26 protein-coding genes and 1 other RNA gene are annotated in these 24,209 nt (G+C 38.7%); 8 read left to right on the top strand and 19 right to left on the bottom strand.

The window, feature by feature from the left end:
* Positions 1 to 40: 40 nt before the first annotated feature.
* Both N784_RS04440 and N784_RS04445 read right to left on the bottom strand, forming a co-directional pair.
* On the bottom strand, positions 41 to 904 hold the full coding sequence (locus N784_RS04440) for a DUF72 domain-containing protein (RefSeq protein WP_036832831.1): 864 nt from the start codon (positions 902 to 904) through the stop codon (positions 41 to 43).
* A gap of 116 nt (positions 905 to 1,020) precedes the next feature.
* Positions 1,021 to 2,691 (bottom strand): formate--tetrahydrofolate ligase, encoded by a 1,671-nt coding sequence (locus tag N784_RS04445; RefSeq protein WP_036832834.1) that lies wholly within the window; start codon positions 2,689 to 2,691, stop codon positions 1,021 to 1,023.
* A 326-nt stretch (positions 2,692 to 3,017) separates the two neighbouring features.
* Between N784_RS04445 and N784_RS04450 the strand changes: the two genes are divergently transcribed.
* The 3 genes from N784_RS04450 (at position 3,018) to N784_RS04460 (ending at position 4,509) form a co-directional block, all read left to right on the top strand.
* The gene (locus N784_RS04450; RefSeq protein ID WP_036832837.1) at positions 3,018 to 3,218 is read left to right on the top strand and encodes a cold-shock protein; all 201 of its coding nucleotides are present in this window, start codon (positions 3,018 to 3,020) and stop codon (positions 3,216 to 3,218) included.
* Between the two features lie 200 nt (positions 3,219 to 3,418).
* Positions 3,419 to 4,090 carry a queuosine precursor transporter gene (locus N784_RS04455; RefSeq protein ID WP_036832840.1) on the top strand — a complete coding sequence of 224 codons (672 nt, stop codon included), beginning with the start codon at positions 3,419 to 3,421 and terminating at the stop codon, positions 4,088 to 4,090.
* A 23-nt stretch (positions 4,091 to 4,113) separates the two neighbouring features.
* Entirely contained in the window at positions 4,114 to 4,509 is a 396-nt protein-coding gene (locus N784_RS04460; protein WP_036832842.1) for a ribonuclease HI family protein, read from the top strand.
* Positions 4,510 to 4,526: 17 nt separating this feature from the next.
* Here N784_RS04460 and N784_RS04465 read toward each other — a convergent pair whose 3' ends face one another.
* The 5 genes from N784_RS04465 to N784_RS04485 all read right to left on the bottom strand — a co-directional run bounded on the left by N784_RS04465 (position 4,527) and on the right by N784_RS04485 (position 7,646).
* Positions 4,527 to 4,820: a DUF6123 family protein gene (locus N784_RS04465; RefSeq protein ID WP_036832844.1), complete on the bottom strand. Its 294-nt coding sequence runs from the start codon at positions 4,818 to 4,820 to the stop codon at positions 4,527 to 4,529.
* Between the two features lie 18 nt (positions 4,821 to 4,838).
* Complete coding sequence (locus N784_RS04470; protein WP_036832846.1) at positions 4,839 to 5,681, bottom strand: sulfurtransferase; 843 nt, start codon at positions 5,679 to 5,681, stop codon at positions 4,839 to 4,841.
* Positions 5,682 to 5,782: 101 nt separating this feature from the next.
* Positions 5,783 to 5,989 (bottom strand): hypothetical protein, encoded by a 207-nt coding sequence (locus N784_RS04475; RefSeq protein ID WP_036832848.1) that lies wholly within the window; start codon positions 5,987 to 5,989, stop codon positions 5,783 to 5,785.
* Between the two features lie 59 nt (positions 5,990 to 6,048).
* Positions 6,049 to 6,561: an isoprenylcysteine carboxyl methyltransferase family protein gene (locus N784_RS04480; protein ID WP_036832849.1), complete on the bottom strand. Its 513-nt coding sequence runs from the start codon at positions 6,559 to 6,561 to the stop codon at positions 6,049 to 6,051.
* Between the two features lie 2 nt (positions 6,562 to 6,563).
* Complete coding sequence (locus tag N784_RS04485; protein ID WP_036832850.1) at positions 6,564 to 7,646, bottom strand: type III polyketide synthase; 1,083 nt, start codon at positions 7,644 to 7,646, stop codon at positions 6,564 to 6,566.
* Between the two features lie 293 nt (positions 7,647 to 7,939).
* On the opposite strand from N784_RS04485, the gene N784_RS16545 reads away from it, so the two are divergent.
* Genes N784_RS16545 through N784_RS04495 form a run of 3 tightly spaced genes read left to right on the top strand, consistent with a single transcriptional unit; the run spans position 7,940 to position 10,284 of the window.
* Positions 7,940 to 8,089, top strand: a complete 150-nt coding sequence (locus N784_RS16545) for a cytochrome c oxidase subunit 2A (protein ID WP_156965170.1) — start codon at positions 7,940 to 7,942, stop codon at positions 8,087 to 8,089.
* Positions 8,090 to 8,122: 33 nt separating this feature from the next.
* Entirely contained in the window at positions 8,123 to 8,632 is a 510-nt protein-coding gene (locus N784_RS04490) for a cytochrome c oxidase subunit II (protein ID WP_036832851.1), read from the top strand.
* Positions 8,629 to 10,284 (top strand): b(o/a)3-type cytochrome-c oxidase subunit 1, encoded by a 1,656-nt coding sequence (locus tag N784_RS04495; RefSeq protein ID WP_036832852.1) that lies wholly within the window; start codon positions 8,629 to 8,631, stop codon positions 10,282 to 10,284. The genes N784_RS04490 and N784_RS04495 overlap by 4 nt, the downstream gene beginning before the upstream one ends.
* A gap of 44 nt (positions 10,285 to 10,328) precedes the next feature.
* Here the strand turns inward: N784_RS04495 and N784_RS04500 are convergent, their stop codons facing one another.
* From N784_RS04500 to N784_RS04515, 4 genes are all read right to left on the bottom strand, one after another.
* Positions 10,329 to 11,840, bottom strand: a complete 1,512-nt coding sequence (locus tag N784_RS04500) for a carboxypeptidase M32 (protein ID WP_036832853.1) — start codon at positions 11,838 to 11,840, stop codon at positions 10,329 to 10,331.
* A 90-nt stretch (positions 11,841 to 11,930) separates the two neighbouring features.
* Positions 11,931 to 12,365: a universal stress protein gene (locus N784_RS04505; protein ID WP_036832854.1), complete on the bottom strand. Its 435-nt coding sequence runs from the start codon at positions 12,363 to 12,365 to the stop codon at positions 11,931 to 11,933.
* 115 nt (positions 12,366 to 12,480) lie between these two features.
* The gene (locus N784_RS04510) at positions 12,481 to 14,169 is read right to left on the bottom strand and encodes a M20/M25/M40 family metallo-hydrolase (RefSeq protein ID WP_036832855.1); all 1,689 of its coding nucleotides are present in this window, start codon (positions 14,167 to 14,169) and stop codon (positions 12,481 to 12,483) included.
* A gap of 24 nt (positions 14,170 to 14,193) precedes the next feature.
* Entirely contained in the window at positions 14,194 to 15,582 is a 1,389-nt protein-coding gene (locus N784_RS04515; protein ID WP_036832856.1) for an alanine/glycine:cation symporter family protein, read from the bottom strand.
* A 298-nt stretch (positions 15,583 to 15,880) separates the two neighbouring features.
* On the opposite strand from N784_RS04515, the gene N784_RS04520 reads away from it, so the two are divergent.
* Complete coding sequence (locus N784_RS04520) at positions 15,881 to 16,645, top strand: IclR family transcriptional regulator (protein WP_036832858.1); 765 nt, start codon at positions 15,881 to 15,883, stop codon at positions 16,643 to 16,645.
* 51 nt (positions 16,646 to 16,696) lie between these two features.
* Here N784_RS04520 and N784_RS04525 read toward each other — a convergent pair whose 3' ends face one another.
* The 6 genes from N784_RS04525 to N784_RS04545 form a co-directional block, all read right to left on the bottom strand.
* The gene (locus N784_RS04525; protein ID WP_036832859.1) at positions 16,697 to 17,830 is read right to left on the bottom strand and encodes a THUMP domain-containing class I SAM-dependent RNA methyltransferase; all 1,134 of its coding nucleotides are present in this window, start codon (positions 17,828 to 17,830) and stop codon (positions 16,697 to 16,699) included.
* Positions 17,831 to 18,012: 182 nt separating this feature from the next.
* Positions 18,013 to 18,395: RNase P RNA component class B (gene rnpB, locus N784_RS16195), an RNA gene on the bottom strand.
* A gap of 89 nt (positions 18,396 to 18,484) precedes the next feature.
* Positions 18,485 to 18,787 carry a cell division regulator GpsB gene (gene gpsB / locus N784_RS04530; protein ID WP_036832861.1) on the bottom strand — a complete coding sequence of 101 codons (303 nt, stop codon included), beginning with the start codon at positions 18,785 to 18,787 and terminating at the stop codon, positions 18,485 to 18,487.
* 60 nt (positions 18,788 to 18,847) lie between these two features.
* Positions 18,848 to 19,411 carry an SLOG family protein gene (locus N784_RS04535; RefSeq protein WP_036832862.1) on the bottom strand — a complete coding sequence of 188 codons (564 nt, stop codon included), beginning with the start codon at positions 19,409 to 19,411 and terminating at the stop codon, positions 18,848 to 18,850.
* A gap of 57 nt (positions 19,412 to 19,468) precedes the next feature.
* Positions 19,469 to 19,837: a CotD family spore coat protein gene (locus N784_RS04540; protein WP_052127127.1), complete on the bottom strand. Its 369-nt coding sequence runs from the start codon at positions 19,835 to 19,837 to the stop codon at positions 19,469 to 19,471.
* A gap of 134 nt (positions 19,838 to 19,971) precedes the next feature.
* Complete coding sequence (locus N784_RS04545; protein ID WP_036832863.1) at positions 19,972 to 20,373, bottom strand: cytidine deaminase; 402 nt, start codon at positions 20,371 to 20,373, stop codon at positions 19,972 to 19,974.
* 165 nt (positions 20,374 to 20,538) lie between these two features.
* Between N784_RS04545 and N784_RS04550 the strand changes: the two genes are divergently transcribed.
* On the top strand, positions 20,539 to 23,589 hold the full coding sequence (locus N784_RS04550) for an efflux RND transporter permease subunit (RefSeq protein ID WP_036832865.1): 3,051 nt from the start codon (positions 20,539 to 20,541) through the stop codon (positions 23,587 to 23,589).
* A gap of 43 nt (positions 23,590 to 23,632) precedes the next feature.
* On the opposite strand, the gene N784_RS04555 is transcribed toward N784_RS04550, so the two are convergent.
* Together N784_RS04555 and N784_RS04560 are read right to left on the bottom strand one after the other, a co-directional pair.
* Positions 23,633 to 23,959, bottom strand: coding sequence for a YbjQ family protein (locus tag N784_RS04555; RefSeq protein ID WP_036832866.1), 327 nt, complete (start codon positions 23,957 to 23,959; stop codon positions 23,633 to 23,635).
* Positions 23,940 to 24,134 (bottom strand): hypothetical protein, encoded by a 195-nt coding sequence (locus N784_RS04560; RefSeq protein WP_036832868.1) that lies wholly within the window; start codon positions 24,132 to 24,134, stop codon positions 23,940 to 23,942. The genes N784_RS04555 and N784_RS04560 overlap by 20 nt, the downstream gene beginning before the upstream one ends.
* Positions 24,135 to 24,209: the final 75 nt, after the last annotated feature.

Here is a 24,209-nt window from a genome sequence, read left to right on the forward strand (position 1 = left end):
ACTCCTGCGTTGCATCATTTACTTTGTTTATTATACACGTTTATATTGTATCGAATAAATCCATTTGCTTTGAATTAAGACCTTGATAAGACAAGCCTAACATCTCCATCAACATTTTAGCATTGGGAGCTGCATCGCCGCCAGAATTGTTGTTGAATAAAACCGTAATATGCTTCGTTTCTTCTTTCAGTTTCTCAATGGACCTTTTCCATTCCCGTAATTCTTCTTCATTATACCGGTACAAAAATCGATGTTTACGCCATTCCCAATCCTCTCGACCGTTTTTATTCCAGCCGAACGTGTTACGACCGTGAAAGCGAATTAACGTTTGCTTTTCACTTGTTGGCTCTATAATCGCCGGTACACTACCTTCCCCGGCTTGCGGTTCATCACAAATAGTATGAATCCATTGATTATCTTTCATGAATTGCAACGTTTGTTCCTTGTATGGATCTTCAAACCACGTACGGTTGCGAAATTCTAACGCTAGTGGTAAATCGCCCATTAGTTGACGAATGACTTTAAGCTTTTGCACATTTTCTTTTCGTACGTCAAACCATGGCGGGAACTGAAATAAAATGGCATTTAGTTTACCAGCCTCTAGTACAGGTTGAATCGATTGTATGTATGCGTGAAACATTTGCATTACTTCATCTTTCGTCATTTTATCCCGCGTATGTCCGGTCATCTTTTGGAATGCTTTAATGACAAAAGAAAACTCTTCTGGTGTTTGCTTCACCCATTTAGCAAAATTTCGTTCAGATTGAATTGCATAAAAGCTACTATCAACTTCTACAACAGGGAAATGAGCTGCATATTCCGCGAGTTTGTCTTGCGGGTTGATTCGATCAGGATAAAGACTGGCATGATCGCCCCATCCAGTTACACCTATGAGTACACTCAAACGAATAGCCCTCCTTTCCTTAGTAATCATACAATAGGGACAAACTATTTGTCATGGTTTGTCCCTATACGTCGTTATTCAATTGGAGTTGCTACTAAGTATAAAATAGATTCAATTTAAAACAAACCGACAGCATTTCCGTTTTCATCTACATCCATTTTCAATGCTGCTGGTTGCTTCGGTAAACCTGGCATCGTCATTACATCTCCCGTTAAGGCAACAATGAAACCGGCTCCTATGGAAGGACTAAATTCTCGTATGGTAATCGTAAAGTTCTCTGGTCGACCAAGTAAAGTAGGGTTATCCGATAAGGAGTATTGCGTTTTCGCCATACAAATCGGTAGCTTATCCCATCCATTGGCAGCAAATTGCCTCATCTGCTCTTTTGCTTTCGCAGAGTACTCTACACGTTCAGCGCCATATACGTTCGTGGCAATGGCGGCAATCTTATCTTCCATGGAGTCTTGCAAATCATACATGTGTTTAAAATGCTTCTCTTGAGTTTCAATGGTAGAAACTACTTCCTCGGCAAGCTGGATTCCACCTTCTCCACCTTTTGCAAAGACTTCTGTCAAGGCAACAGTTGCCCCTTGCTGTTGACACCACTTTTCGATCAACGCAATCTCTGCCTCTGTATCGGTTGGGAAACGATTGATTGCAATAACATATGGCAGTCCATAGGCTTCAATCGTTTCCATATGCTTTTGTAAGTTACTCATCCCTGCTTGAAGGGCATCAAGATTTTCGGTTTCAAGCGCTTCTTTCGCCACACCTCCATGCATTTTTAATGCTCGTATCGTTGCAACAAGTACAACTGCATCTGGTTCAAATTCTCCTGCACGCGTTTTAATATCTAAGAATTTCTCCGCTCCAAGATCCGCTCCAAATCCTGCTTCTGTAATGACGTAGTCACCTAGTTTAGCCGCTAGTTTCGTTGCGATTACACTGTTACAGCCGTGCGCAATGTTTGCAAACGGACCGCCATGAATAATAGCAGGGGTATGTTCAATGGTTTGCACAACATTTGGCTTAATTGCTTCTTTTAGTAAAAGCGTTAAAGCACCTTCCATACCTAAATCTTTAACGGTTAACGGTTGGTCATTATATGTATAGCCAAAAACAATTCGACTAAGACGCTTCTTTAAATCATCCATATCTTTCGCTAGACAAAGAATTGCCATAATCTCTGAGGCAACCGTAATCATGAAACCATCTTCCCGAGGTACTCCTTTTTTCGGACCGCCTAAACCGACAATCACTTCACGTAAAGCACGATCATTTAAATCTACAACTCTTTTCCAACCTACTTTTCGTGGATCAATGTGTAGCGCATTCCCTTGGAAAATATGATTATCAATAAACGCAGATAACGCATTGTTAGCTGCAGTAATGGCGTGAATATCCCCTGTGAAGTGCAAATTAATATCTTCCATCGGTAATACTTGAGAATACCCTCCACCTGCCGCGCCGCCTTTAATTCCCATACTCGGCCCTAATGATGGTTCTCTTAATGCAATAACTGTTTTTTTATTCAGCTTATTCATTGCTTGTCCTAATCCAACTGTTACGGTTGATTTACCTTCTCCCGCTGGTGTTGGATTAATCGACGTGACAAGTACAATTTTTCCTGACTTTCGATCGTTAAGCTTCTCTAACAGCTGATCAGACAATTTTGCTTTATAATGACCGTATGGCTCCCAATCTTCTTTCGTAATAGGGAAATCTTCCATAATTTCTGCAATTGGCTTCATAGTCGCTTGCTGAGCAATTTCAATATCACACTTCATATACGAAAACCCCTTCCTTTATTGTAAGATAGCTTTATTTTATCAAATACTGAGGCAAAAATATATTTTACTTCATTATCTCCCCCATACTACCACAAAAAAAGAAGCATATCGCTTGAATTTTCACTAAATGACCATTGACGAAAAAGGAAAAATAAGCTATATTATGTGTAAGCAAAGAGGATGCATGGATTCATGAAAGACAATGTAACTTCTATAGAAGTACAGGATTTTATGTTCCTGCATTTCTATAGAAGTTATTTTTTATGACTTCTTTCTTTGTCATTAACACGTATTGACGTGAAGTTTTAGGAGGATATTTACACATGCAAAACGGTACAGTAAAATGGTTTAACGCAGAAAAAGGTTACGGATTCATTCAAATAGAAGAAGGAAACGATGTATTCGTACACTTCTCTGCTATCCAAGAAGAAGGTTTCAAAACTTTAGAAGAAGGTCAAAGCGTTTCATTTGAAATCGTAGAAGGCGACCGCGGACCACAAGCAGCAAACGTTGTAAAAAACTAATTACACAAATGAATGTACGGGACATATCGTTCCGAACAAACTGAACGTATAGCAAAGCTCAGCACGTGCATCAAATGTGCTGGGCTTTTTTTCGTTTGTATTGGTTGCATCATGAACAAAAACAACGTATAATAGGCAATCGTTATGCTACATCGCAGTTCGTAATATCCTGCGTCATCAAAACTATGGAGGTTATATTTATGACAAATGAAATACTTTGGATCATTTTTGCCATCGTCAACTTTTCGATGGTCACTTTTATTTATCGCACGTTTGGCAAGCAAGGCTTGTTCGTCTGGATTGGTATGTCAACCGTGATTGCCAACATCCAAGTGACGAAAACAATTGAAATGTTTGGCTTAACGGCAACACTCGGCAATATCATTTACGGGACAGCCTTTTTAGCAACGGACATTTTAAATGAAAAATACGGGAAAGAAGATGCGAAACGAGCAGTATGGTTAGGCTTTTTTACGTTAATCAGTATGACAGTAATGATGAAAATAGCCTTACTATTTACACCAGCACCAGATGATTTCGCTCATGACGCACTAGCGACATTATTTGACGTAATGCCTCGAGTAGCACTTGGTAGTTTACTAGCCTATCTTGTAAGTCAATACTTTGATGTATGGATTTATGCGAAATTAAAAGAAAAATTCCCCCAAGACAAATGGCTTTGGGTTCGAAATAACGGGAGTACGATGATTAGTCAACTATTGGATTCACTCGTTTTCTGCTTAGTAGCATTCTACGGTGAGTTCCCAGCCAATGTTTGGTTAGAAGTTTTTATGACGACATATATTATTAAGTTTCTTGTTGCTGCACTCGACACGCCGTTCTTATATGTGGCGAAGAAATTCCATCAATAATAAAACGATAAGGATTGAGGTTCATGATAGAAGTATATGTGGACGGGGCTTCTCAAGGCGATCCAGGCCCAAGTGGTGCGGGCATTTATATTAAACATCCTAATGAGCAAATCGAACAATCCATTATGCTTGAAGAGATGTCCAATCACGAAGCAGAGTTTCACGCATTGATCCATGCCTTACAACTATGTCAACAACGATTTCCAAATGAAATCCTGAGTGTACGTTCTGATTCAAAGCTTGTTGTCGATAGTGTGGAAAAACAGTTCACGAAAAATTCACGCTATCAACATTTATTACGAAAGTCTGAATCATTAATCGCTTCCTTTCCTTACGTATTTATTAAATGGATTCCTAGCAAGCAAAATAAACGGGCAGATCAATTAGCTAGACAAGCCATCCATCCAAAAAATAAGTAGCGATGCGACGATATTTCTTAACGTTGCATCGCTTTTTTTCTAGGTATCCCTTTTTTCTGTAACAATTGATTAGCACTTCGACTAGTACGAGGCCGTTGTTCAGATAAGTATTCCAACACAGCAATAAAGAAACTCCCATCAAAGGTCAATTGAGCTTGCAATGTTGCCCTTACGGCAGAGATAACTAACCAATCCTCACTGTTTGTATAATTTTTGCCGAAATAAATAAAATGAATATCCTTATCACTTAACTTAAATCCTTTTGTCCATAAATCTTCAATGTAATATGCTAATGGTTGATGGCCTTTCATGATGTACACCCTTTATGATCATTTATACTTTGGCAACACAGCGATTGCATTTTGATCATCGGAAATCCAATCACTAAAGCTACCAACATATACTTTCACATACTTAAAACCTAACTCTTTTAAGGCAACAGCAACTGGCATTGCTGTGACACCTGATCCACAGTAAACGATGTGTGTTCCATTTTCATTTAAATGAGTGAAACGTGATCGAAGTTGTTGTATCGACTTCCAATTCCCTTCTTCATTAATTAAAGTATTCCAGGGAATATTAACAGCGGAAGGAATATGCCCGGCTTTCGAATCAACTGGCTCCGACCAACCGGCATATCGTTCATAGCTTCGAGCATCCATTAACGTTACGTTTTCATTTTCGATACTTTGCTTTATCTCCTCTTGACTAGCCACCCACTCTTGTTGCACGTCTTGCTTATAAGTGACGGGCGAACGGGATGCTATTGCTGAAGAAACGGGCAGTTGCTGTTGTCGCCAAGCTTCATAGCCACCGTCTAGTATATATACTTGTTGATGACCTAACACTTTAAGAAGCCAAAAGCACCTTGAAGCAACAGGACATTGAGCATCATCATAGACAACTAAAACACTTTGATCCGACACACCTTTTTGCTCTAACGTATGGACTAGTGAACTAAGATTTGGCATTGGATGTCTGCCTCCGGATTCCTCTACTTCTCCACTTAAGTCTTTTTCTAAATCAAGATATATTGCTCCAGGTAAATGGGCTTCTTTATACTTTTCATAACCTGCATAAGCATCATCCAATTGAAACCGACAATCTACAAAGGTCACGTGTTTCTCTGCTTGTAGTGCCACAACTTCTTCTGCTGATAGAATAAAGCGCATACACATCCTCCTCTATGTACCATTCCCTCTCATTATACGACTAGCATCGCAATGGATTCAATTGAAGGTGCTTATGTTCATAGAAAAAACCAGGCATACAATTACCTGGTTGCGATAAGTTCTTTATATTGTTGTTGCTTTTGCTTAGCTGAATACGCTTTATTCCCACGTAAAAATTGAACGACTTGCATAGCTCGCTTATCTTGTAATTTGGCTAAAATACCGACCATTAACACACTATACAAACTTACAGTAAGTATGATAAGAAAAACCATCCAATCCCTCATTTCATTGATAATGATTTTCATTTTCTTCCTCAAGTATAGCAAATGAATGAGGCAAATGCAATGAGAAATATTATCATCAATTAGGAACGTTCTTCATACACATTCCCTATCGCTTGTTCTTCTATCGGGATACGGATATACATTAATAACAAATGAAGAAATGGAAACAACAAAGCTGTCCAATAAGCTTGAAACAATAAAGGGATTACAACAAACTCCACTGCCACAATGACATAATTCGGATGTTTCATAAAACGATAAGGTCCACGAACAACCCGCTCACCACCTGGCATGACAATGATTTTCGTATTCCAGTACTTCCCTAACGATGCTAAACACCATATTCGAAATGCTTGGGTCATAATGAACAAAACGAATAGCCACTGACTCGAGAAACTCCATTGCAAAGATGCAAAAGGAGCTTCTACTAAAATAGCGAGAAAAAATAACGAATGCACGACAATAAACCAACGATAATGCTCTCTACCTACTTCATATGCCCCTCGATCTTTCATCCACTGTTCATTTCGTCTCGCAACACCTATTTCGACAATGCGTTGGACAATTATTAGCACCCATAAAACGTAAAACATAATTACGCCCACTCCAAATGAAGCAGTTCTGAGCTAAACCCTGGACCTAACGCAGCTAGCATACTTTTCGTTCCAACTGGATGGTTTTCTTCCATGTACTTTTTTAATACATGCAAAACAGTTGCCGACGACATATTTCCATGTTCTCGCAAAACGTCATAGGAGCAGCGTAACGCAGTACTTGAACAATGTAGAGTGGATGCATACGCTTCCAGCACTTTTTTTCCGCCAGGATGCGCAACGAAAAAAGGCATTTCCTTCGTATTTAGTTTGTACTTTTGCTCAAAGCATTGGACATGTTCTTTCCAAAACGTTTCTACTATGTGTGGAATACTTTTAGCAAAAACAACTTGAAAACCTTCATCAATAGTATTCCAGCCCATCACGTCTAAAGAATCTTGTAATAATTTGGAACTTGTTGCTGTTATGGTAGGTGCAGGTTTCTTTACCATAGAGCGTATATTAGAATTACTTCCTATCACAAGTGCTGCTGCAATTCCATCTCCGAACAAGGCTGTGCCGATTATATTGCTCTTGCGATGATCATCCTTTAAAAAAGTTAAACTGCACAACTCCACACATACAATTAGTACATTTTCGTTTGGATAGGATTGTACATAGTCATAAGCTCGTGCGAAGGCTGCACCTCCACCCGCACACCCTAACCCCCACACTGGTAGGCGCTTCACATCATCCCGGAATGGCCGTTCATTCATAAAGCGAGCATCCATTGTTGGAGTGGCGATTCCTGTACTAGAAATGTATATCACCATATCCACCTCATCATACGGAATAGCACTCGCTAACATCGAATCGTTATGCAAACATTGATCGATTGCCTTTAGCCCATGCTCAGCTGCTTTCTGCTCGTAAATCGTATTTCTTTCATGAAACCCATGTGGTTCCGTATACCATTGTATCGGCATGACAAACTGCCTCTTATGAACAGCAGCATGATCAAAAACAGGAAGTAATCTTGATATATCCCTTGATTTTGAAAACAACGATTCAATAAACGGACGGGCCTCGCTTTGTAACAATTCATTTTCCGGCAAGCTATACCCAATGGAAGCAATCATCGACATAACCATACACCCCTTTTTTCATTAGCTTTTGTTTTTTTCAGTCTCATTATGCATCTGTTAAATTGCTATTTATGTAATCAAATATCCTAACGTATGGTTTGTCACAAATCGTTCTTTTTTTTCCCTTTTGAAATTCATTTACAAACGGATGTAAAGCTAGGTTTTATGCGATTTATATCCATTTGTGAAATGTATGTGAAATGTTCGTTAAATGAATATCTATTGGAGAAAATTCATGTATCATATAAATGTAGGAGTAAAAAGGAAATTCAAAAGAAAGGAGTGATGGATAAATGGCTAAACCAACGCTACAAGATCCGAAAGTAGAGACCACTTCAAAAGAAGCTCCTTTTCTAAAAGGAACATTTATCGCGGTACTATTTATTGGGGCATTTCTTATCGTTTCATGGGTTGGAGTTTGGGGACTCTTTTTGAACCGATAAGACTAAATATTGCGAAAAAGGAGCGAGAAGCTAATGCACATGCACAAATATGAAAAAATATGGATGTTCTTCGGTGGAGGTTCGTTACTAGTTTTCCTTATCGTACTCGGAGTAGGAGCCTTTTTGCAAGGAACACAACCTCCTAGCTGCTTAACAACCATTAATCCAGAAAATGTGGAAGCCCATGAATCATTTAAACAAGAAAACTTAGGCGTTCAGCAGATAGATGAGAACAACTACGTCGTCAATGTTGTTGCATCTGCTTTTAATTATGACTTCGGTACAGATGAAGATGGGAATCCACAACGCAACTTAAAAATCCCAGCCGGATCAACAGTTCTCTTTCAAGGGACAACAAAAGATGTTATTCACGGTTTCCAAGTAGCAGGTACGAACGCAAACATGATGTTAGAACCTGGTTACATTAACTCCGTAGAAGTCACCTTAAATAACCCTGGTACGTATACAGTTATTTGTAATGAATATTGTGGTACAGGACATCACTTGATGACTGCTACTGTGGAGGTGTATGAAGAATCATGACCGTAGAAATGAAGTTATCTCGAAAAGAAGCCAAATTATCAATGGCTCACATGTGGGTTGCTTTTATCTCATTACTGATTGGTGGGTTAATGGGATTATTGCAAACATTAGTCCGAACCGGAAAAGTAACATTACCATTTGGCATTGATTATTATCAAGTCTTAACCGTTCATGGTGTTATTCTAGCTTTAGTACTCACAACCTTTTTTATCATTGGATTTCAAACGACACTTATGAGTAAAACGGTAGGCATGACAGATCGCCAACGAAAACTAGGATGGCTAGCATTTTGGGTTATGACCATTGGAACTATTATTACAGCTATCATGATTTTACTAGGAGAAGCAAGTGTATTATACACATTTTACGCACCTTTAGCTGCACATCCTTTGTTTTATATCGGATTAACATTAGTCATTGTCGGTACTTGGATTGTTTGTTTCGTTAACTTTCACCAACTTTATAAATGGAAAAAGCAACATCCAGGGGAAAAATCTCCACTACTTGCATTTATGGTCGTTATCAATATGTTAATATGGTTCGTCGCAACACTTGGTGTAGCGGCAACTGTCCTATTGCAATTTATTCCGTGGTCAATGGGAATAGTGGATGACATTGACATTTTATTAAGTAGAACGTTGTTTTGGTACTTTGGTCACCCGCTTGTTTATTTTTGGTTACTACCTGCTTACATGGCTTGGTATGCAATCATCCCAAAAATTCTCGGGGGCAAATTGTTTAGTGATGGCTTAGCTAGACTTTCGTTTATTTTATTCTTGTTATTCTCTATTCCAGTAGGGTTCCACCACCAATTATTAGAACCAGGAATTGATCCATTATGGAAATACATTCAAGTCGTCTTAACATTTGCTGTTGTTATTCCATCTTTATTAACGGCTTTTTCCATGTTTGCTGTGTTTGAATCAACAGGAAGAGCAAAAGGATTTAATAGTTTGTTCGGTTGGTTTAAAGCGTTGCCATGGAAAGACGTTCGTTTTCTAGCACCTATGGTTGGAATGATTGCCTTTATCCCAGGAGGTGCTGGTGGCTTAATTAACGCATCAAACCAATTAAACCAAGTGGTTCACAATACCATTTGGGTTACAGGACACTTTCATATCACAGTCGCTACAACTGTCATGTTAACGTTCTTCGGTATTTCTTATTGGTTAATTCCTGTATTAACAGGTCGTAAATTAGATGCAAAAACAAACCGATTAGGAATCATTCAAACGATTGTATGGACTGTCGGTATGATCTTTATGTCTGGTTCTATGCACATCGCTGGTTTACTTGGAGCTCCAAGACGTTCCTCCTTCTCAGAATACGGTGGAACAGAACAAGCGACTGAATGGATTGGTTACCAATTTGCCCAAGCAATTGGCGGTACGATTTTATTTATCGGTATTCTGCTCATGATTTACACATTCCTGTATATGACATTCTTCGCTCCTAAAGGGGAAGAAGAATTTCCAATTGCAGAAGAAGAAGAAGAAGCTTCCCCAACACCGGCAATCTTTGAAAACTGGAAACTATGGATCGGTGTCATGGCTGTCCTTATATTATTTGCATACACTATTCCTTTAATCGACATTATTGAGAACGCACCACCGGGATCATCCCCATTCAAATGGCCAATTGGCAGAGGTTAAAATAAAGCAGAACGTAGCAAATGCTCTACGTTCTGCTTTATTTTCTATGAACCTTTTATTTGATACAAATCTTCATACTTACGCTTTAAGTATTGAATTAAGTAATTCGGATTCAATGCTTCTCCTGTCGCATCCATTAACAATTGCAACGGCTTTTTCTTCTTCCCGTGCTGATGTATATGTTCTGTTAACCATTGACGGATAGCCGTAAAGTCACCATTCTGAATCATATCATCAACATCGATTTGACGAGTCATCGCTTCATATAGCTGTGCTGCGTACATATATCCTAACGCATAGGAAGGAAAATAACCAAACGCTCCACCAGCCCAATGTACATCCTGTAATATACCTACCTTGTTTGATGTCGGGCGAATACCTAAATATTGTTCCATTTTATCATTCCAAAGTTGTGGCAAATCTTTCACTTCAATTTCATTATTTATTAACGCCTTCTCTAGTTCATACCGAACCATAATATGCAAACAATACGTTAATTCATCCGCTTCAATTCGAATAAAAGAAGGCTTTACTTCATTTATTGCACTGTAAAAGCTAGTAAAGTCTACATGCTTGAATGTGTCTGGTGCATAAGATTGAAACAATGGATAATGGTGTTTCCAGAACGCTTCACTACGAGCAACAAAGTTTTCCCAAAATAACGATTGTGATTCGTGAATTCCCATAGAAGTACCCCCTGCTAACGGGGTGTAGGCTAAATCCTTGGCAATATTTTGTTCATATAACGCATGTCCACCTTCATGAATTGTCCCAAAAGTAGCAACGCGGAAGTCCTTTTCATTATAATTATTCGTAATACGTACATCCCCACTATTTAGTTCAATCGCAAATGGGTGCACCGTTTCATCTAGTCTTCCCGCGTCAAAATCATAGCCCATTCTCTTTAATATTTCTATGCTAAAAGCTTTTTGTTGTTCATTAGGAAAATCCACTTGTAATAACGAAGCATCAGGCTGTACAGATGATTGTGTCACTTGATGCAACAACTCCGTTAAAGCAATCCGTACTTTCGAAAATACGTCATCTAATACGTTGACAGTCATGCCTGGCTCATATTGGTCCAATAAGGCATTATACGGGTGATCTTCATATCCCCAATAATTAGCAAACTTCTTATTATACGCAACCATTTTCTCTAAATAAGGCAAAAATAATTCAAAATCATTCGTTTCTTTCGCTTTTTCCCATGCCGCTTCTGACTGCGATTGAAGCACAACATACTCTTTGTATTCCTCTGGTGGTATTTTAACAAATTGATTATAATTTTTTTCACATTGTTCGACGCTTTTTTGAATTAGTTCGTTCTTTGATTCATCTTTTAATTGATTAATATACAATTTCATCTGGTCAGATGTATACCATTCATGTACGGTTTGCGACAACGTAGCAATTACTCCCGAACGTCCTTCGACTCCTTTCGAAGGAGCACCTGTCCGTAAATCCCAATACATTAAGTTAATCGCTTCTTCATATTGAGCAATCCGTTTCGTATAGTCCATAAACTGTTGCTCGCATTCATTCCACTGCGTTACCATCAATTGACCCCCATTTCCTTATTCATTATACAAATAATCTGAACTTACAGAAATAATACCGCTCCCTTTTTTATAGGAGAGCGGATTCATTTATTGTTCTTTCACAATCATAACAGGGCAATGAGCCTGGTGGAGAACTCCATTAGATACACTGCCGAGAACTTGACCTTTAATAGGCCCTTGTCCACGTGAACCTACAAAAATATAATGAGCATCTAACTCTTGTGCAACATTACAAATTTCCCGGCTCGCATAACCAATACGAGCAACCGTATCAAATTCTATCCTGTTATCTTTTAAAAGCTCTATCGCTGGTTTTAACGCTTCCATCGCCATCTGTTCCTGATACTCTCGAATATCCTCACGCTTTACAAACAGTTGCATATGTAATGGTTCTATCGACGGCTGCACATGAACGATAACGACTTTCTTGTTACTGCAAGATGCCAAATAAATCGCTTCCTTCAACGCAAGCATAGCGTGTGAAGACCCATCTATTGCAACAATAATCGGTTTCGTCTCCATCTTCGTCCACCTCCTTATTAACGTCTACTTCCAATTCTACTGTATAGAAGTGTATAAAAGATAGACGAAACCAACATTATTTCAAACTTAACTTCTCCTCTCTGTTAAGTGCCCTTTACACGAGAGGCGCGTTATCATACGCGTGTTTATGATATTTAGACAATACATGAGTTGTAGTCTTACGAATTAGTAATGGCAACGTGTTGAAGGAATATGGCTTGTACACTCTTTCTGTCCACTTATGTCCGTCCTTTCCATACACGCCCATATTAACAGATGGAATGTTCAATTCTCTAATTGTTGCAAATGGTAATGGATATAGCTCATCCCACTTAGGGAAGTTATTAATTAGTGCTCCTAGTTCTTCTTCTGTTTCATGAATGGATAGAAAACTACCATCAGCGAGATAAGGAAAGAACTTCTTAAGCGAAAACAGCTCGCCCGTCTCCTCCTGCACTTCACTTAATACATGTTCAATGCTACTTTGCAACTGTTGGTCTCTTTCATTGTCCGTTAAATAATTATGAGGTAAATAAGGAGCTGCAAAAAATAATATTACGCGCGGTTTCTTTTCTGGATCAGCTTGCTGAAGAGCGTCTACAAGCTTAAAGGACAACTCCCGCAACTCTTTCTTGTCCTCTCCGTTCATGACTTGTTGCAAGATCATGTCCGTATTAATACCTTTCTGTTGCAATTGTTCCACGTATTCTTCGTACGTCACAACGTCTACTTCCCATGATAGATCACGGGATGGCAGTCCTGTTACTAACAAGGAATGTTGAAATTGAGCTTGTAAATACTCTGTCACCTCAGAACAAGCTTGTTGCACTTGCTCCTTTAACTGCTTCATCACTTGTTCAGGTGAAGCTTCATAAATGAAATAGTTAAAATACAAGCGGCTGCTCGTAGCTGTTTGTACCGTGTAAGACTGCTTATTATCTCTTTGATACAAACACGTTGGCGGTAACACCATTTCTCCAGGTATAAATTCCGTCAGCTGAAAATTGTTGTGCAGTTTTTCTGTTATTTTGGCCGCCACTAAGTTAGGGTCGATGCCTGAAAGCGTGTCGCCAACATGTACTTCTTTACCATAAATATAAAAGCAAGGTAATAGTTTTCCAGCGGCACCAGTATAAATATAACGGTGCTCATCTCCATCATATAACGGAGTAATAAAATCATCATTAATGGCAAGGACGTAATCTAATCCGTGCTGCTCCTTTAAGCGCTTTAACTCAGAAAGGGCATGAATAATTCCTTTATGCTCTCCTTCTTCGTCTCCATTAAATAGTAATAACACATTTCCTTGTAATTGATCGCGATGTTGAGAAAAATGCAACATATTTGCTAAATGCACCGCAGCTCCACTTTTCATATCAACAGAACCTCTTCCGAACAACCAGTCTCCTGAAAGAGCATCTTGGCGTACATCTTCATTTAATATATAGTCGGCAAAAAAAACTTTTAAATCATCTGGTGAGAACGCTTTCTCTTGCATTAAACCGAAATCCTCAATTCCTACTGTATCTATGTGAGAATGGTAGATAACGGTTTGAGTTGATGCACCATCCCCCTCGATAAAAGCAAATAAATTTTTCCTGCCAATGGCATCATCCTGTATCGATTGAATCCATACATGGTCTGGATTTTGGACGAAATAAGGGAAACTAGACACAATTCGATGTATCTCCTCAATAATTTCCCCTTCCCCTGCTGTACCATTAATACTGTTGATTGAAATGAAATGTCTTGTTAATTGTTCAATTTGCGCTTCCAATGGCAATGATTGTAATTGTTGAAACATTATTTTCACCTCGACTAATAGAAATTATAAAGCTTGATTGGTTTGATGTTGTTTTTGCTTTTTCGACTGATGTACTTGATTAAAATACTCATCGGTCGTCGTTTTCACCTTTTTACTTAAGCATAAAACAGCAATGATATTCGGTATAACAACACAAGCAAGCATCAAGTCTAGGAATATCCAAATAGACTTTAATCCTCCGATTGCGCCAATAAAAATAGCAATAATATATACAATACGCATAACTTTAGAAAACTTAGTTCCAAATAAAAATTCTGCTTGCTTTTCCCCGTAGTACACAATAACGATAACCGTTGTAATAGAAAAGAAAAATAAAATAATTGAAATGATAGAATTAGAAAGCGTAACACCAAATACAGGTGCTAATGACGATGCCACCATAGATGAAGCATCCTCAGCAGAGGTTTGCATCCATTCCCCTGACGTTAACACAACAAGTGCTGTAATTGTACAAACAACAAGTGTATCCACGATGACTTCAAAAATTCCCCAAAACCCTTGTTTAGCTGGATGATCATTTTTTGCTGCTGAATGAGCAATAGGCGCCGTTCCCATCCCTGCTTCATTGGAATAAATACCTCGCGCCAGTCCCCAGCGAATCGCGGCTGCAACACCTGCGCCAGCAAAACCACCGGCAGCTGAAATAGGTTGAAATGCATGGCTAAAAATCATCATAAAGGCAACTGGAATTTCAGAGGCATTGATAAATAACACGGCACATGCTGCAATTAAATAAACAACTACCATAGATGGGATGAGCTTTTCAGAAACTTTTCCTATCGTTTGAATACCTCCTAAGGTTACTAAACCAACCACTAGCATAATTAAAAGGCCAGTACCGGCAACAGGTATCCCGAATGAACTCTCTATCATGGTAGAGATAGAATTAGCTTGCACCATCGTACTTGCAACGATTTCGATCATTAAGGCGAACGCAAAGAAAGAAGCTACCTTTTTCCACCCTAATCCATTTCGTATGTAGTACATTGGACCGCCTACCCAGTCTCCTTCTTCATTTTTTTGGCGGTACTGATTCCCTAATAACACTTCTGCATATTTCGTAGCCATGCCAATAAATGCTACAGCCCACATCCAGAATATCGCACCAGGCCCACCTAAGGCAATGGCAACAGGAACACCTACTATATTCGCGGCTCCCATTGTAGAAGCTAATGCAGATGTCGTTGCTTGAAACGGTGTGACAGTACCTGGAGCATTGCTTTTCTTAAACATTTTTCCTACGGTTTGGCCCATAATATGAGGAAAGTATTTAAACTGAAAAAAGCGTAACCGAATCGTTAAAAATATACCTCCCCCTAGTAATAATACCATCATAGGAATTCCCCAAATAAATGACGTTACATTTGCCACAATAGTTGATATAGTTTCCATATTTCCCCCCATACGCCGTTCTCAAATACACCACATGTAAGCCCTTTCATTTTTTCTTAATGAAGTTTTCGGACCATTAACACATATTTGCGACGTTATCTATTTTTCCGCATTACGGAATTTGTTTCGTAATACGAAATATCTATATCTAAATTAAAAAACATTCTTATTATTGTGTCAATATGTTATTTTCAAAAAAATAAGAATAGAGAATATTTACAAACACTTATTGCAATAGTACAATAGTTTCTAATACTTTATTATATACACATGTCTAGTTCGATAAGGAGAGAATGTTATGGTGCAGTCCATCGACCGTGCAATGCAGATCATTCATATTATTTCTCAAGATGATCATAAAAATGGTTGGCCTATTTCTGACATTGCCAAAGAAGCTGATTTACCTATTAGTACAGTCCATCGATTAATAACTGCTTTAATGAAAAACGGCATGATTATGCGCAGCCCCCATACGAAACGATATAGTCTCGGATACATTTGGATGGAAATAGGCTTATCTCTTTTAGAGAAGATGGATGTACGTGATGTTTCGCGACCAATTATGGAAAAGTTGGCGCAAGATGTTGAAGAAACCGTTTACTTCAACTTACCTAACGGCGGATACTCTATTATTATCGAACGAATGGACAGTCCTCGTAGCGTGAAAGTTATCGATAGTCTTGGCGAACGGATACCATTACATATAGGAGCAGCGAATAAAACGATTTTAGCCAATATCCCCACTAGCGAAGCGCAAAAAGTTATGGAGCAATTCGATTTATCAGCGAATCAGATCCAGCAGTTGCTTACTGACCTTCAAGAGATTAAGCAAACTGGCTACGCTTTAAGTTTTGGCGAGAAAACAGCTGGCACTGCTTCTGTTGGGGCGCCTATATTCGGTTTTCATAACAATATCATTGCTGCTATCAGTATTGAATTATTGAATTATGAACTAACAAATGAACAAATAGCTTATTATATTGAACAAGTTACCGCTGCCGGTAAGCAAATTTCTCAACAGCTAGGAGCTCGATTCGCTCAAAACGTATATAATATTGAATAAAACCAGGATCCCTCTGCTTTTTCTCAGAAAGACCCTGGTCTATGCGTATTGTTATTCAAATTTACCAAAGTATTGATAGTAATCGGTTTTAATAAATCCATTGAATAGTTTGCGACGCTTGCTCGCTTCTTTGCCGTATAATTTCTCGAAGCTCTCATTTGACGTTATAATGTAAACACTCCAGGATGGATGTTCTTTCATAATGGCTCCAAAATCGCGGTACATTTGTTCCACTTGGTCTTTATCTCCTAAACGTTCTCCATACGGCGGATTTCCTACAATATATCCATTAGGCTGCTTGAATGTTAAGTCTCTTACGTTCATTTGTTTCCATTGAATTAACTCACCTAAACCTGCCTCCGTTGCATTTGCTTTGGCCATGTCTACTAGTTTATGGTCGAGATCGGAACCACTAATGTTTAACGGTTGATCATAGTTAGCTAAATCCTCCGCTTCATTAAGGGCATCTTCCCAAAGTTTATAAGGAATAATATCCCACGCTTCAGAAGCGAACTCGCGATTAAAGCCTGGTGCAATATTTTGGCCAATCATTGCCGCTTCAATTGGAATTGTTCCAGAACCACAAAATGGATCTAAAAATGGATAATCTGGTTTCCAGTTCGTTAGCTGCACGAGAGCTGCTGCCATTGTTTCTTTCAACGGTGCTTCCCCTTGATTTAAACGATATCCACGCTTATGCAAACCTACCCCGCTTGTATCGAGTGTTAGCATGGCATGATCTTTATGAATGGCTATTTCTACTCGATGCATTGGACCAGATTCTTCAAGACGCGTTGCAAGTCCATGCTTGTTCTTCATCCGCTCTACAATAGCTTTTTTGACGATGGCTTGGCAATCTGGCACAGAATATAGCGTGGACTTAACGGATTTACCAATAACAGGAATAGCACCATCTTCAGGGATATATTGCTCCCAAGGCAATGCTTTCGTCTGTTCGAATAACGAGTCAAACGTTTTTGCTTCAAATTCTCCTACTAGTACTTTGACACGATCGGCAGTCCTTAACCATAAATTACTTCTCGGAATAGCCGATACTTCCGCTTCATATCGCACTCGACCATTTTCTACTATTACATCTTCATAACCTAACTGCTTTACTTCCTTCGCAACAACAGATTCTAAACCCATAGCACTTGTAGCTATTAATGTCAATGTCTTTGGCATTTCTTTGTACTCCTTTATTGTTTACTTCCTTTACTATGTATAGTTTAACCGATTGAATCATGACGAAACATTTTTGTCGTTCATTTCGGGCCACCTACAATCTATTCATTAAAAAACCCTTTCCTAGCTTAACAAAAAGCTGAAGAAAGGGTCAGATGCTCATAAGTTAGACCAAATAAATGCTTGGTAAGCCATGTTCTGTACCTTTGTACTGCAAATGGTGGTCAACCTCGTACTCCAGTGGTAATCATCTATCTACAAGTAACCTCTTGTCTCTTCCTATTGGTTGAATTCCCTCAGAAAAGTGCCCCTACCTAATTTTGGGTTGCTCGCTCGCGGGGTTTACCTCGTTCCACTTCTACCGTTTCCAGTAGAACTACGTCACTGTGGCACTTTCAAGGTCATTTGATCCTATTCATCAAGAACGTAGATCAATTCCCTGCCGTTAGCCATGTATGCTACCTTGACTTATGGTTTCATCAAGCACGAACACTACAAGCATCTCAGCTTGTGCGAGCATGGACTTTCCTCTGTATGAACATGCATACAGCGATTACCTCAGCATTTATGTTTTCACTTATTTCATGTCGAATCAATGACGTATAATATCATAACATGATTCCATCGTGATTGCACTAAGTAAATATTGGAAAGTTATGAATCGGCATACTTCTTACCAAAAACAGCTTTCTCTAAATTAGAGAGTCGTTGTAACACGTCATAATTCATCGGTCCAGTTGGAGCTGCAGTTCGAGTTCTGCCGTTGTTGCTCGTTTGTTTTTTTACCTTTTCTATTTCTTGATTTAGTCGATCAATTTCTTGATAAAATACTTCGTAATCTTGAATAATCATGTCTAAAAATTGGTCTACTTCTTCTTGATTATAGCCACGAATACCTGTTTTAAATTCTTTATCTAAAATTTCTTGACTTCCAACTTGAATACGGTCTAGTCCCATTTTCTCACCTCAAACAAATACACTTAACTTAATTCTTGCAGAAGATGCTTTGTATGTCAATTAGTTTTCCCAATAAGCTGGATTTTCCATCCTCATTTCCTCCATTGTTTCTTGAATATCAAATGGTGTAATATACACGATTTCGTATGAATGGGATTGCTGGTACGCCTTCGCTTTGTGAACAAAATACTTAGGGCTGCCACCTGTTTCTTCATCGTAAAGGATTATACAGCCGTCACTTTTTTCAATAAGCCATTGATCTTTCCTTTGAAATTGATGTGGTCCTTCATACGCTTTATTATGAAGGACTTGAGCAAAATTAGCACGCTCAAATAAACGGTGGTATTGATGTTGTTGGGGTTCTGGCCATCTTCTTTCTTGATGTAGAAAAGGAGGGATAAATGCAAACTTAATATCATATTCCTCTTGCAATTCAAGTAATATTTCCCCTGTCCACATTTCTACTCCCATTTGCCCTGATAGTAAAATCCACTCTAGCCCTTCTTCTATTAAGGAAATCAGCCGTCGCTTAATCGTTTGCTTTACATATTGTATATTACGATCATCAGCTTTGAAGATCCCTAATTCCATCGGTTTATAACCCGTTACTGTTACTACTTTCATTATTTATCCCTTCCTAGTTATGTATAAAGAGCTGGACAAAACCAGCTCTTTTATGCATCAATCTCGGTAGCAGCCACATCCTGGTTTGTTCATGCCCATTGGACCTGTCATATTACCATAGCCTGGACTCATAGCACCTGCTACTTGATTTCCAGGACCTTGCATCCCAGGACCCATGCCCATCGGATAACCAGGTCCCATGTTTACACTTTGTTGCGTTTGTTGGAATACATTTGATTCAGTGTGAGGAAAATAGTTTTTGTTCACTGTATTTAAGTGATTTACATTTGTCGTATGCGTAGGATATACGTTATTTACCTCTTGTTGATAAAATTGATGCTTTACGCACTGCTTCGTAGGATGAACATGTGTTTGTGCAGGACAAGCCATTGGTTGATGGCAAGGATGACACATTTTTTTATGCATACTTTCGATCTCCTTCCTTATTAAGATAGGTTCATTAATAACCTATGTAAAAAGAGAAGGACATGTACTAGTGCATTAACCTATTTTGTTGTTGTTAACCTTATTCTACAAGCCTAATACGTAACTAGCATTCACTAGTCATTTGTTAAATCTTCTGGTGAAAAGGAGTATGGAAGCAGTTGTTCCAAAGTAAGTGATTTAACTTCTCCTTGTAAATTGGCCACATGAATCTTTGTTTTAGGTGTAAAGAATTCACTCATTACTTGTCGACAAGACCCACAAGGAGGTACAGGCCTTTTTGTGTCAGCCACAACCGCAATGCTAGTAAATGATGTTTCCCCAGCTGATACGGCTTTAAAAATGGCTACTCGTTCTGCGCAACACGTTGTCGGGTATGCGGCATTTTCGATATTACACCCGGTGTAGATGTGGTTCAACTCCGTTAAAACGGCAGCTCCAACAGGAAATTGCGAATAAGGAACATACGCTTTTTCTCTTACGTCCTTTGCATGTTGTATTAATTGTTGTTTATTCACCTTTTCAACACCAGCCTTTATAAATTACATGGAGTATTAATATTAAATTTCCATTCTTCTTTATCATACAACATAGTTGCATGTGTATGAAAGTTAACATAAAGTAAGTTAAGAACAGAATTAAAAGGGTATTATAAATGTATTATTGCAAATAGGAGGGTGAAAATGAATATTATTCTAAAATACCGGAAAATGGTGTGGATATTCATTATTTTACTTGTATTCACGGGAATTTTTACATACTTTCAATTACCAAAACGAGAAATACCCGAAATAAATGTGAATATGGCACAAATATCCACTGTTTATCCAGGTGCAACTCCAAATGAAGTGGAGCGTACTATCACAAATCCATATGAACAACAGCTCATGAATGTGGATGGGATTGCAGATGTAGAGTCGGCGTCTACAACAGGATTTTCCACTATCACCTTAACGTTAGAGGACGATGCTAGCCGAGAAGACGTCTTTGCAAATGTACGACAATCCGTAACAGATGTCGCTCGTCGTTTTCCTAATGGGGTGCAGCAATCAACTGTCCAAACGGATTTCCGAATGTCTGCGGTTGCTTCCTATCATTTTGTTGATCATTCTTATGACCATTTATATGCATTGAGGGATACCATCGACAAGTGGGAACAAACAATGATGGATATTAACGGTGTAAGTGATGTAGTAATCAAAGGGCTCCCAGAAGAAGTATTAACACTTACACTTGACAACGATGCCATATTAGCGCAACAGTTATCTCCATACCAAGTTGTAGATCGAATTAAGCAAGAGCTTTCACCAAGCGCAATCGGTAAAGCTGAAGAAAATGGACAGCAGTATCAGCTTCAAGTCGAAAAAACGTCCGATTGGCGTCAACTCGAAAACATCGCTATTGGTCAAACGAACGATGGGAAATCTATTTACGTAAAAGACATCGGCTCTGTTGAAAAGACGTTCCAAAATACAGAAGACCTGATAACGTATAAAGGAAAACCAGCTCTTTCCTTTACTATTTTTGCCGAAGAAGGCGTAAATATGGCGTCTTTGCAACAGATTATTACGGATAAGGTGGCTAATTTATCTACTGAATTACCGTCACAAACTGAGGTACAACAATTTTATACACAAAATAAAATAATTGAAGAAGTGTTTACGAATCTTTTGATTTCATTCAGCATCTCATTAATTGCTGTATTGGTCATCATGTTAATTGGTTTACCCTTTTCTTCAGCTATTCTCGTCGCTCTTTCCATTCCAATTTCGGTCATTATCGGTTTAATCCCACTCCCCTATGCTGGAGTTGATTTGAATCAAATTTCTATTATCGGCATCATTATTGCGATTGGAATTCTCGTAGATGATGCCATCGTGGTAAACGATAGCATTCAGCGTCGCTTCCAATTAGGAGATCATCCATGGGAAGGTACCGTTAAAGGAGTTATCGATGTCAGGAAGTCGATTATCACTTCCACATTAATGATTATGTTTAGCTTCTTACCTTTAACGTTTTTATCTGGTAGTAACGGCGACTTTATACGCGCCTTGCCTACAACGTTAATTATGACCATTATTGCTTCTACTCTTATAGCATTAACACTCATTCCAACAGTGCAATACGTTCGAAGAAAACGAGTGAACAAGCCAGTCCATCAAGTCGGATTATTAGGAGGTTTGTTTAAACGCATTGAAAATGGTTATGCAGACCACATCCTCCCATTTGTAACTAATAAACCATTTGTTGTTGGATTGACAGGCGTTGTTGCATGTGGGTTGCTAGCAAGCTTAGTCATAAAAATACCATTTGAATTTTTCCCTGAAGCTGACCGCCAAGAGGTTACGATATCGGTGACTTTCCCAGAAGGAACTACAATGGAGGATACGCAAAATTCATTAGAAGAAATGGAAAAAATTATACAAAAAGCAAGTAGGCAAACGATTTCCGAAACAGCCGTATTTGCAGGTTCAGGCTTACCTAATTTATTTAGCTCTAGCCTAAAGCGAAGCGGTGACAATACGGGCCAACTGCTCGTTCGAGTAAATAAAGATGAAATAAGTGCGTCTAGTTTTATTTCCGACTGGGAGCAACCATTAAGAAAACAGTTTAGGGAGGCAGAAATCTTCTTTGATACGATTGTTTCTGGGCCTCCTCCAAGTCCACCTATTGTTGTGAATATACAAGGCCCTGAACAAGAGCAATTGCTAGAGCTAGCTAATGATTTGCAGCAGAGTCTTTATGCACTATCGAGTACAGAAATAGTAACAACAAATGTTTCCAAACAACCTAACGTAACATATGAATTGAATCGAGAGAAGATGGCGCAAAACAATATTGCTCCTGATGATGTTACTTCACTAGTCCGAGTTGCAAATACTGCTATTCCATTTACCACGTTCGATAACGGAGTAGAGCGATATGACATGCAACTGCTATTAGATGATGGTATTGATAACGGGGTGGATTTAAATTCCTTGCAAGTCGTCGCTAACTCCGTAACGAATGACAAGCCTACACTATTTACGTTAGATGAGCTCGTCACACGTAAGGAATCTAAACAAGTTAATGCCATACCGCACTTAAATGGAGAGCGCGCTGTTACGATTGAAGCTTATCCAAACGAAAATGCAACGAACTTCTCCAAAGAAGCAAGCAACGTTGTAAATGAGTTTGAAACACACTTACCAGAAGGATACAGTTTTACAAAAGATGGCGAGTCAAGTGCAGAACAAGAATTTTTTATTGAAGTCTCTAAACTATTCGTTATCGTTTTGTTTTTAATCTATTTAGTAATGGCTATACAATTTAATTCTTTAACATTGCCGATCCTTATTACAAGTACTGTCTTCTTAGCTGTAACTGGTGCCATTGTTGGTTTGTTTATAAGCAATCAACCGTTAAGCTTTTTAGCAGTATTAGGAATTGTTTCTTTATCCGGTATCGTTGTCCGAAACTCAGTATTACTAGTTGAATTTATCGAACAAAATCAAAAGCAATCGCACACGATTCAAGATGCGATTATAGAAGCTGGAAGAGCGAGAATAAGACCAATTATATTAACTACTTTTACATCCATTGCCGCTTTAATACCTATCGCTGTCTCAGGTGATGTGTTGTTTACCCCACTTGCCGTTTCTATTATTGCAGGTTTAGCTTTTTCCACTTTATTAACGCTTATCATGCTACCGGCGATGTATATCCTACTTCATCGTCTTACACACCGCAGCTAATGCGCTGATATAAAAAGGAAGGTCGAATTTACGACCTTCCTTTTTATGATACTTTTGGACGCACTGTGACTGCTGTGCCGTATGCGATAATTTCTGACGCAGCTGTCGTTACATTAGACGTTTCTAACCGAACAGCAATAATGGCATTCGCCCCTTTTTGCTCTGCATGCTCCTTCATTCTTCCAATTGCAAGTTGTCTCGCTTCATTCATCATGTTCGTATAATCCACTATTTCTCCACCAACTATATTTTTTAACCCTGCTAAAATATCTCGCCCAACATTTTTCGATTGAACGGTGCTTCCTCGAACGAAACCATTGACCTCTAGCACTTCATATCCTGGTATATTCTCAGTAGTCACGATAATCATGTTGTTCCTCCTCCTTCTTTTCTTTGCGTCGATCATTCAAAAGTATTACCAATAGTATAGCGGTCATGACATATGATGAAAGTAGTAAAGCAATCCCTAATTTAAAATGAAGAAAGATAACGATATACGCCAGTATTTGAAACATAACAACCATTGCAACAAAAAACAATCTCATAGCAGCTATCTCCCCTCAAGTAGCATTCTCATATCTATTATACAGCAAACGCTACATTTGTTATGACCATTTACA

The sequence above is a fragment of the Pontibacillus litoralis JSM 072002 genome (assembly GCF_000775615.1).
Classification (GTDB): Bacteria; Bacillota; Bacilli; order Bacillales; family BH030062; genus Pontibacillus; species Pontibacillus litoralis.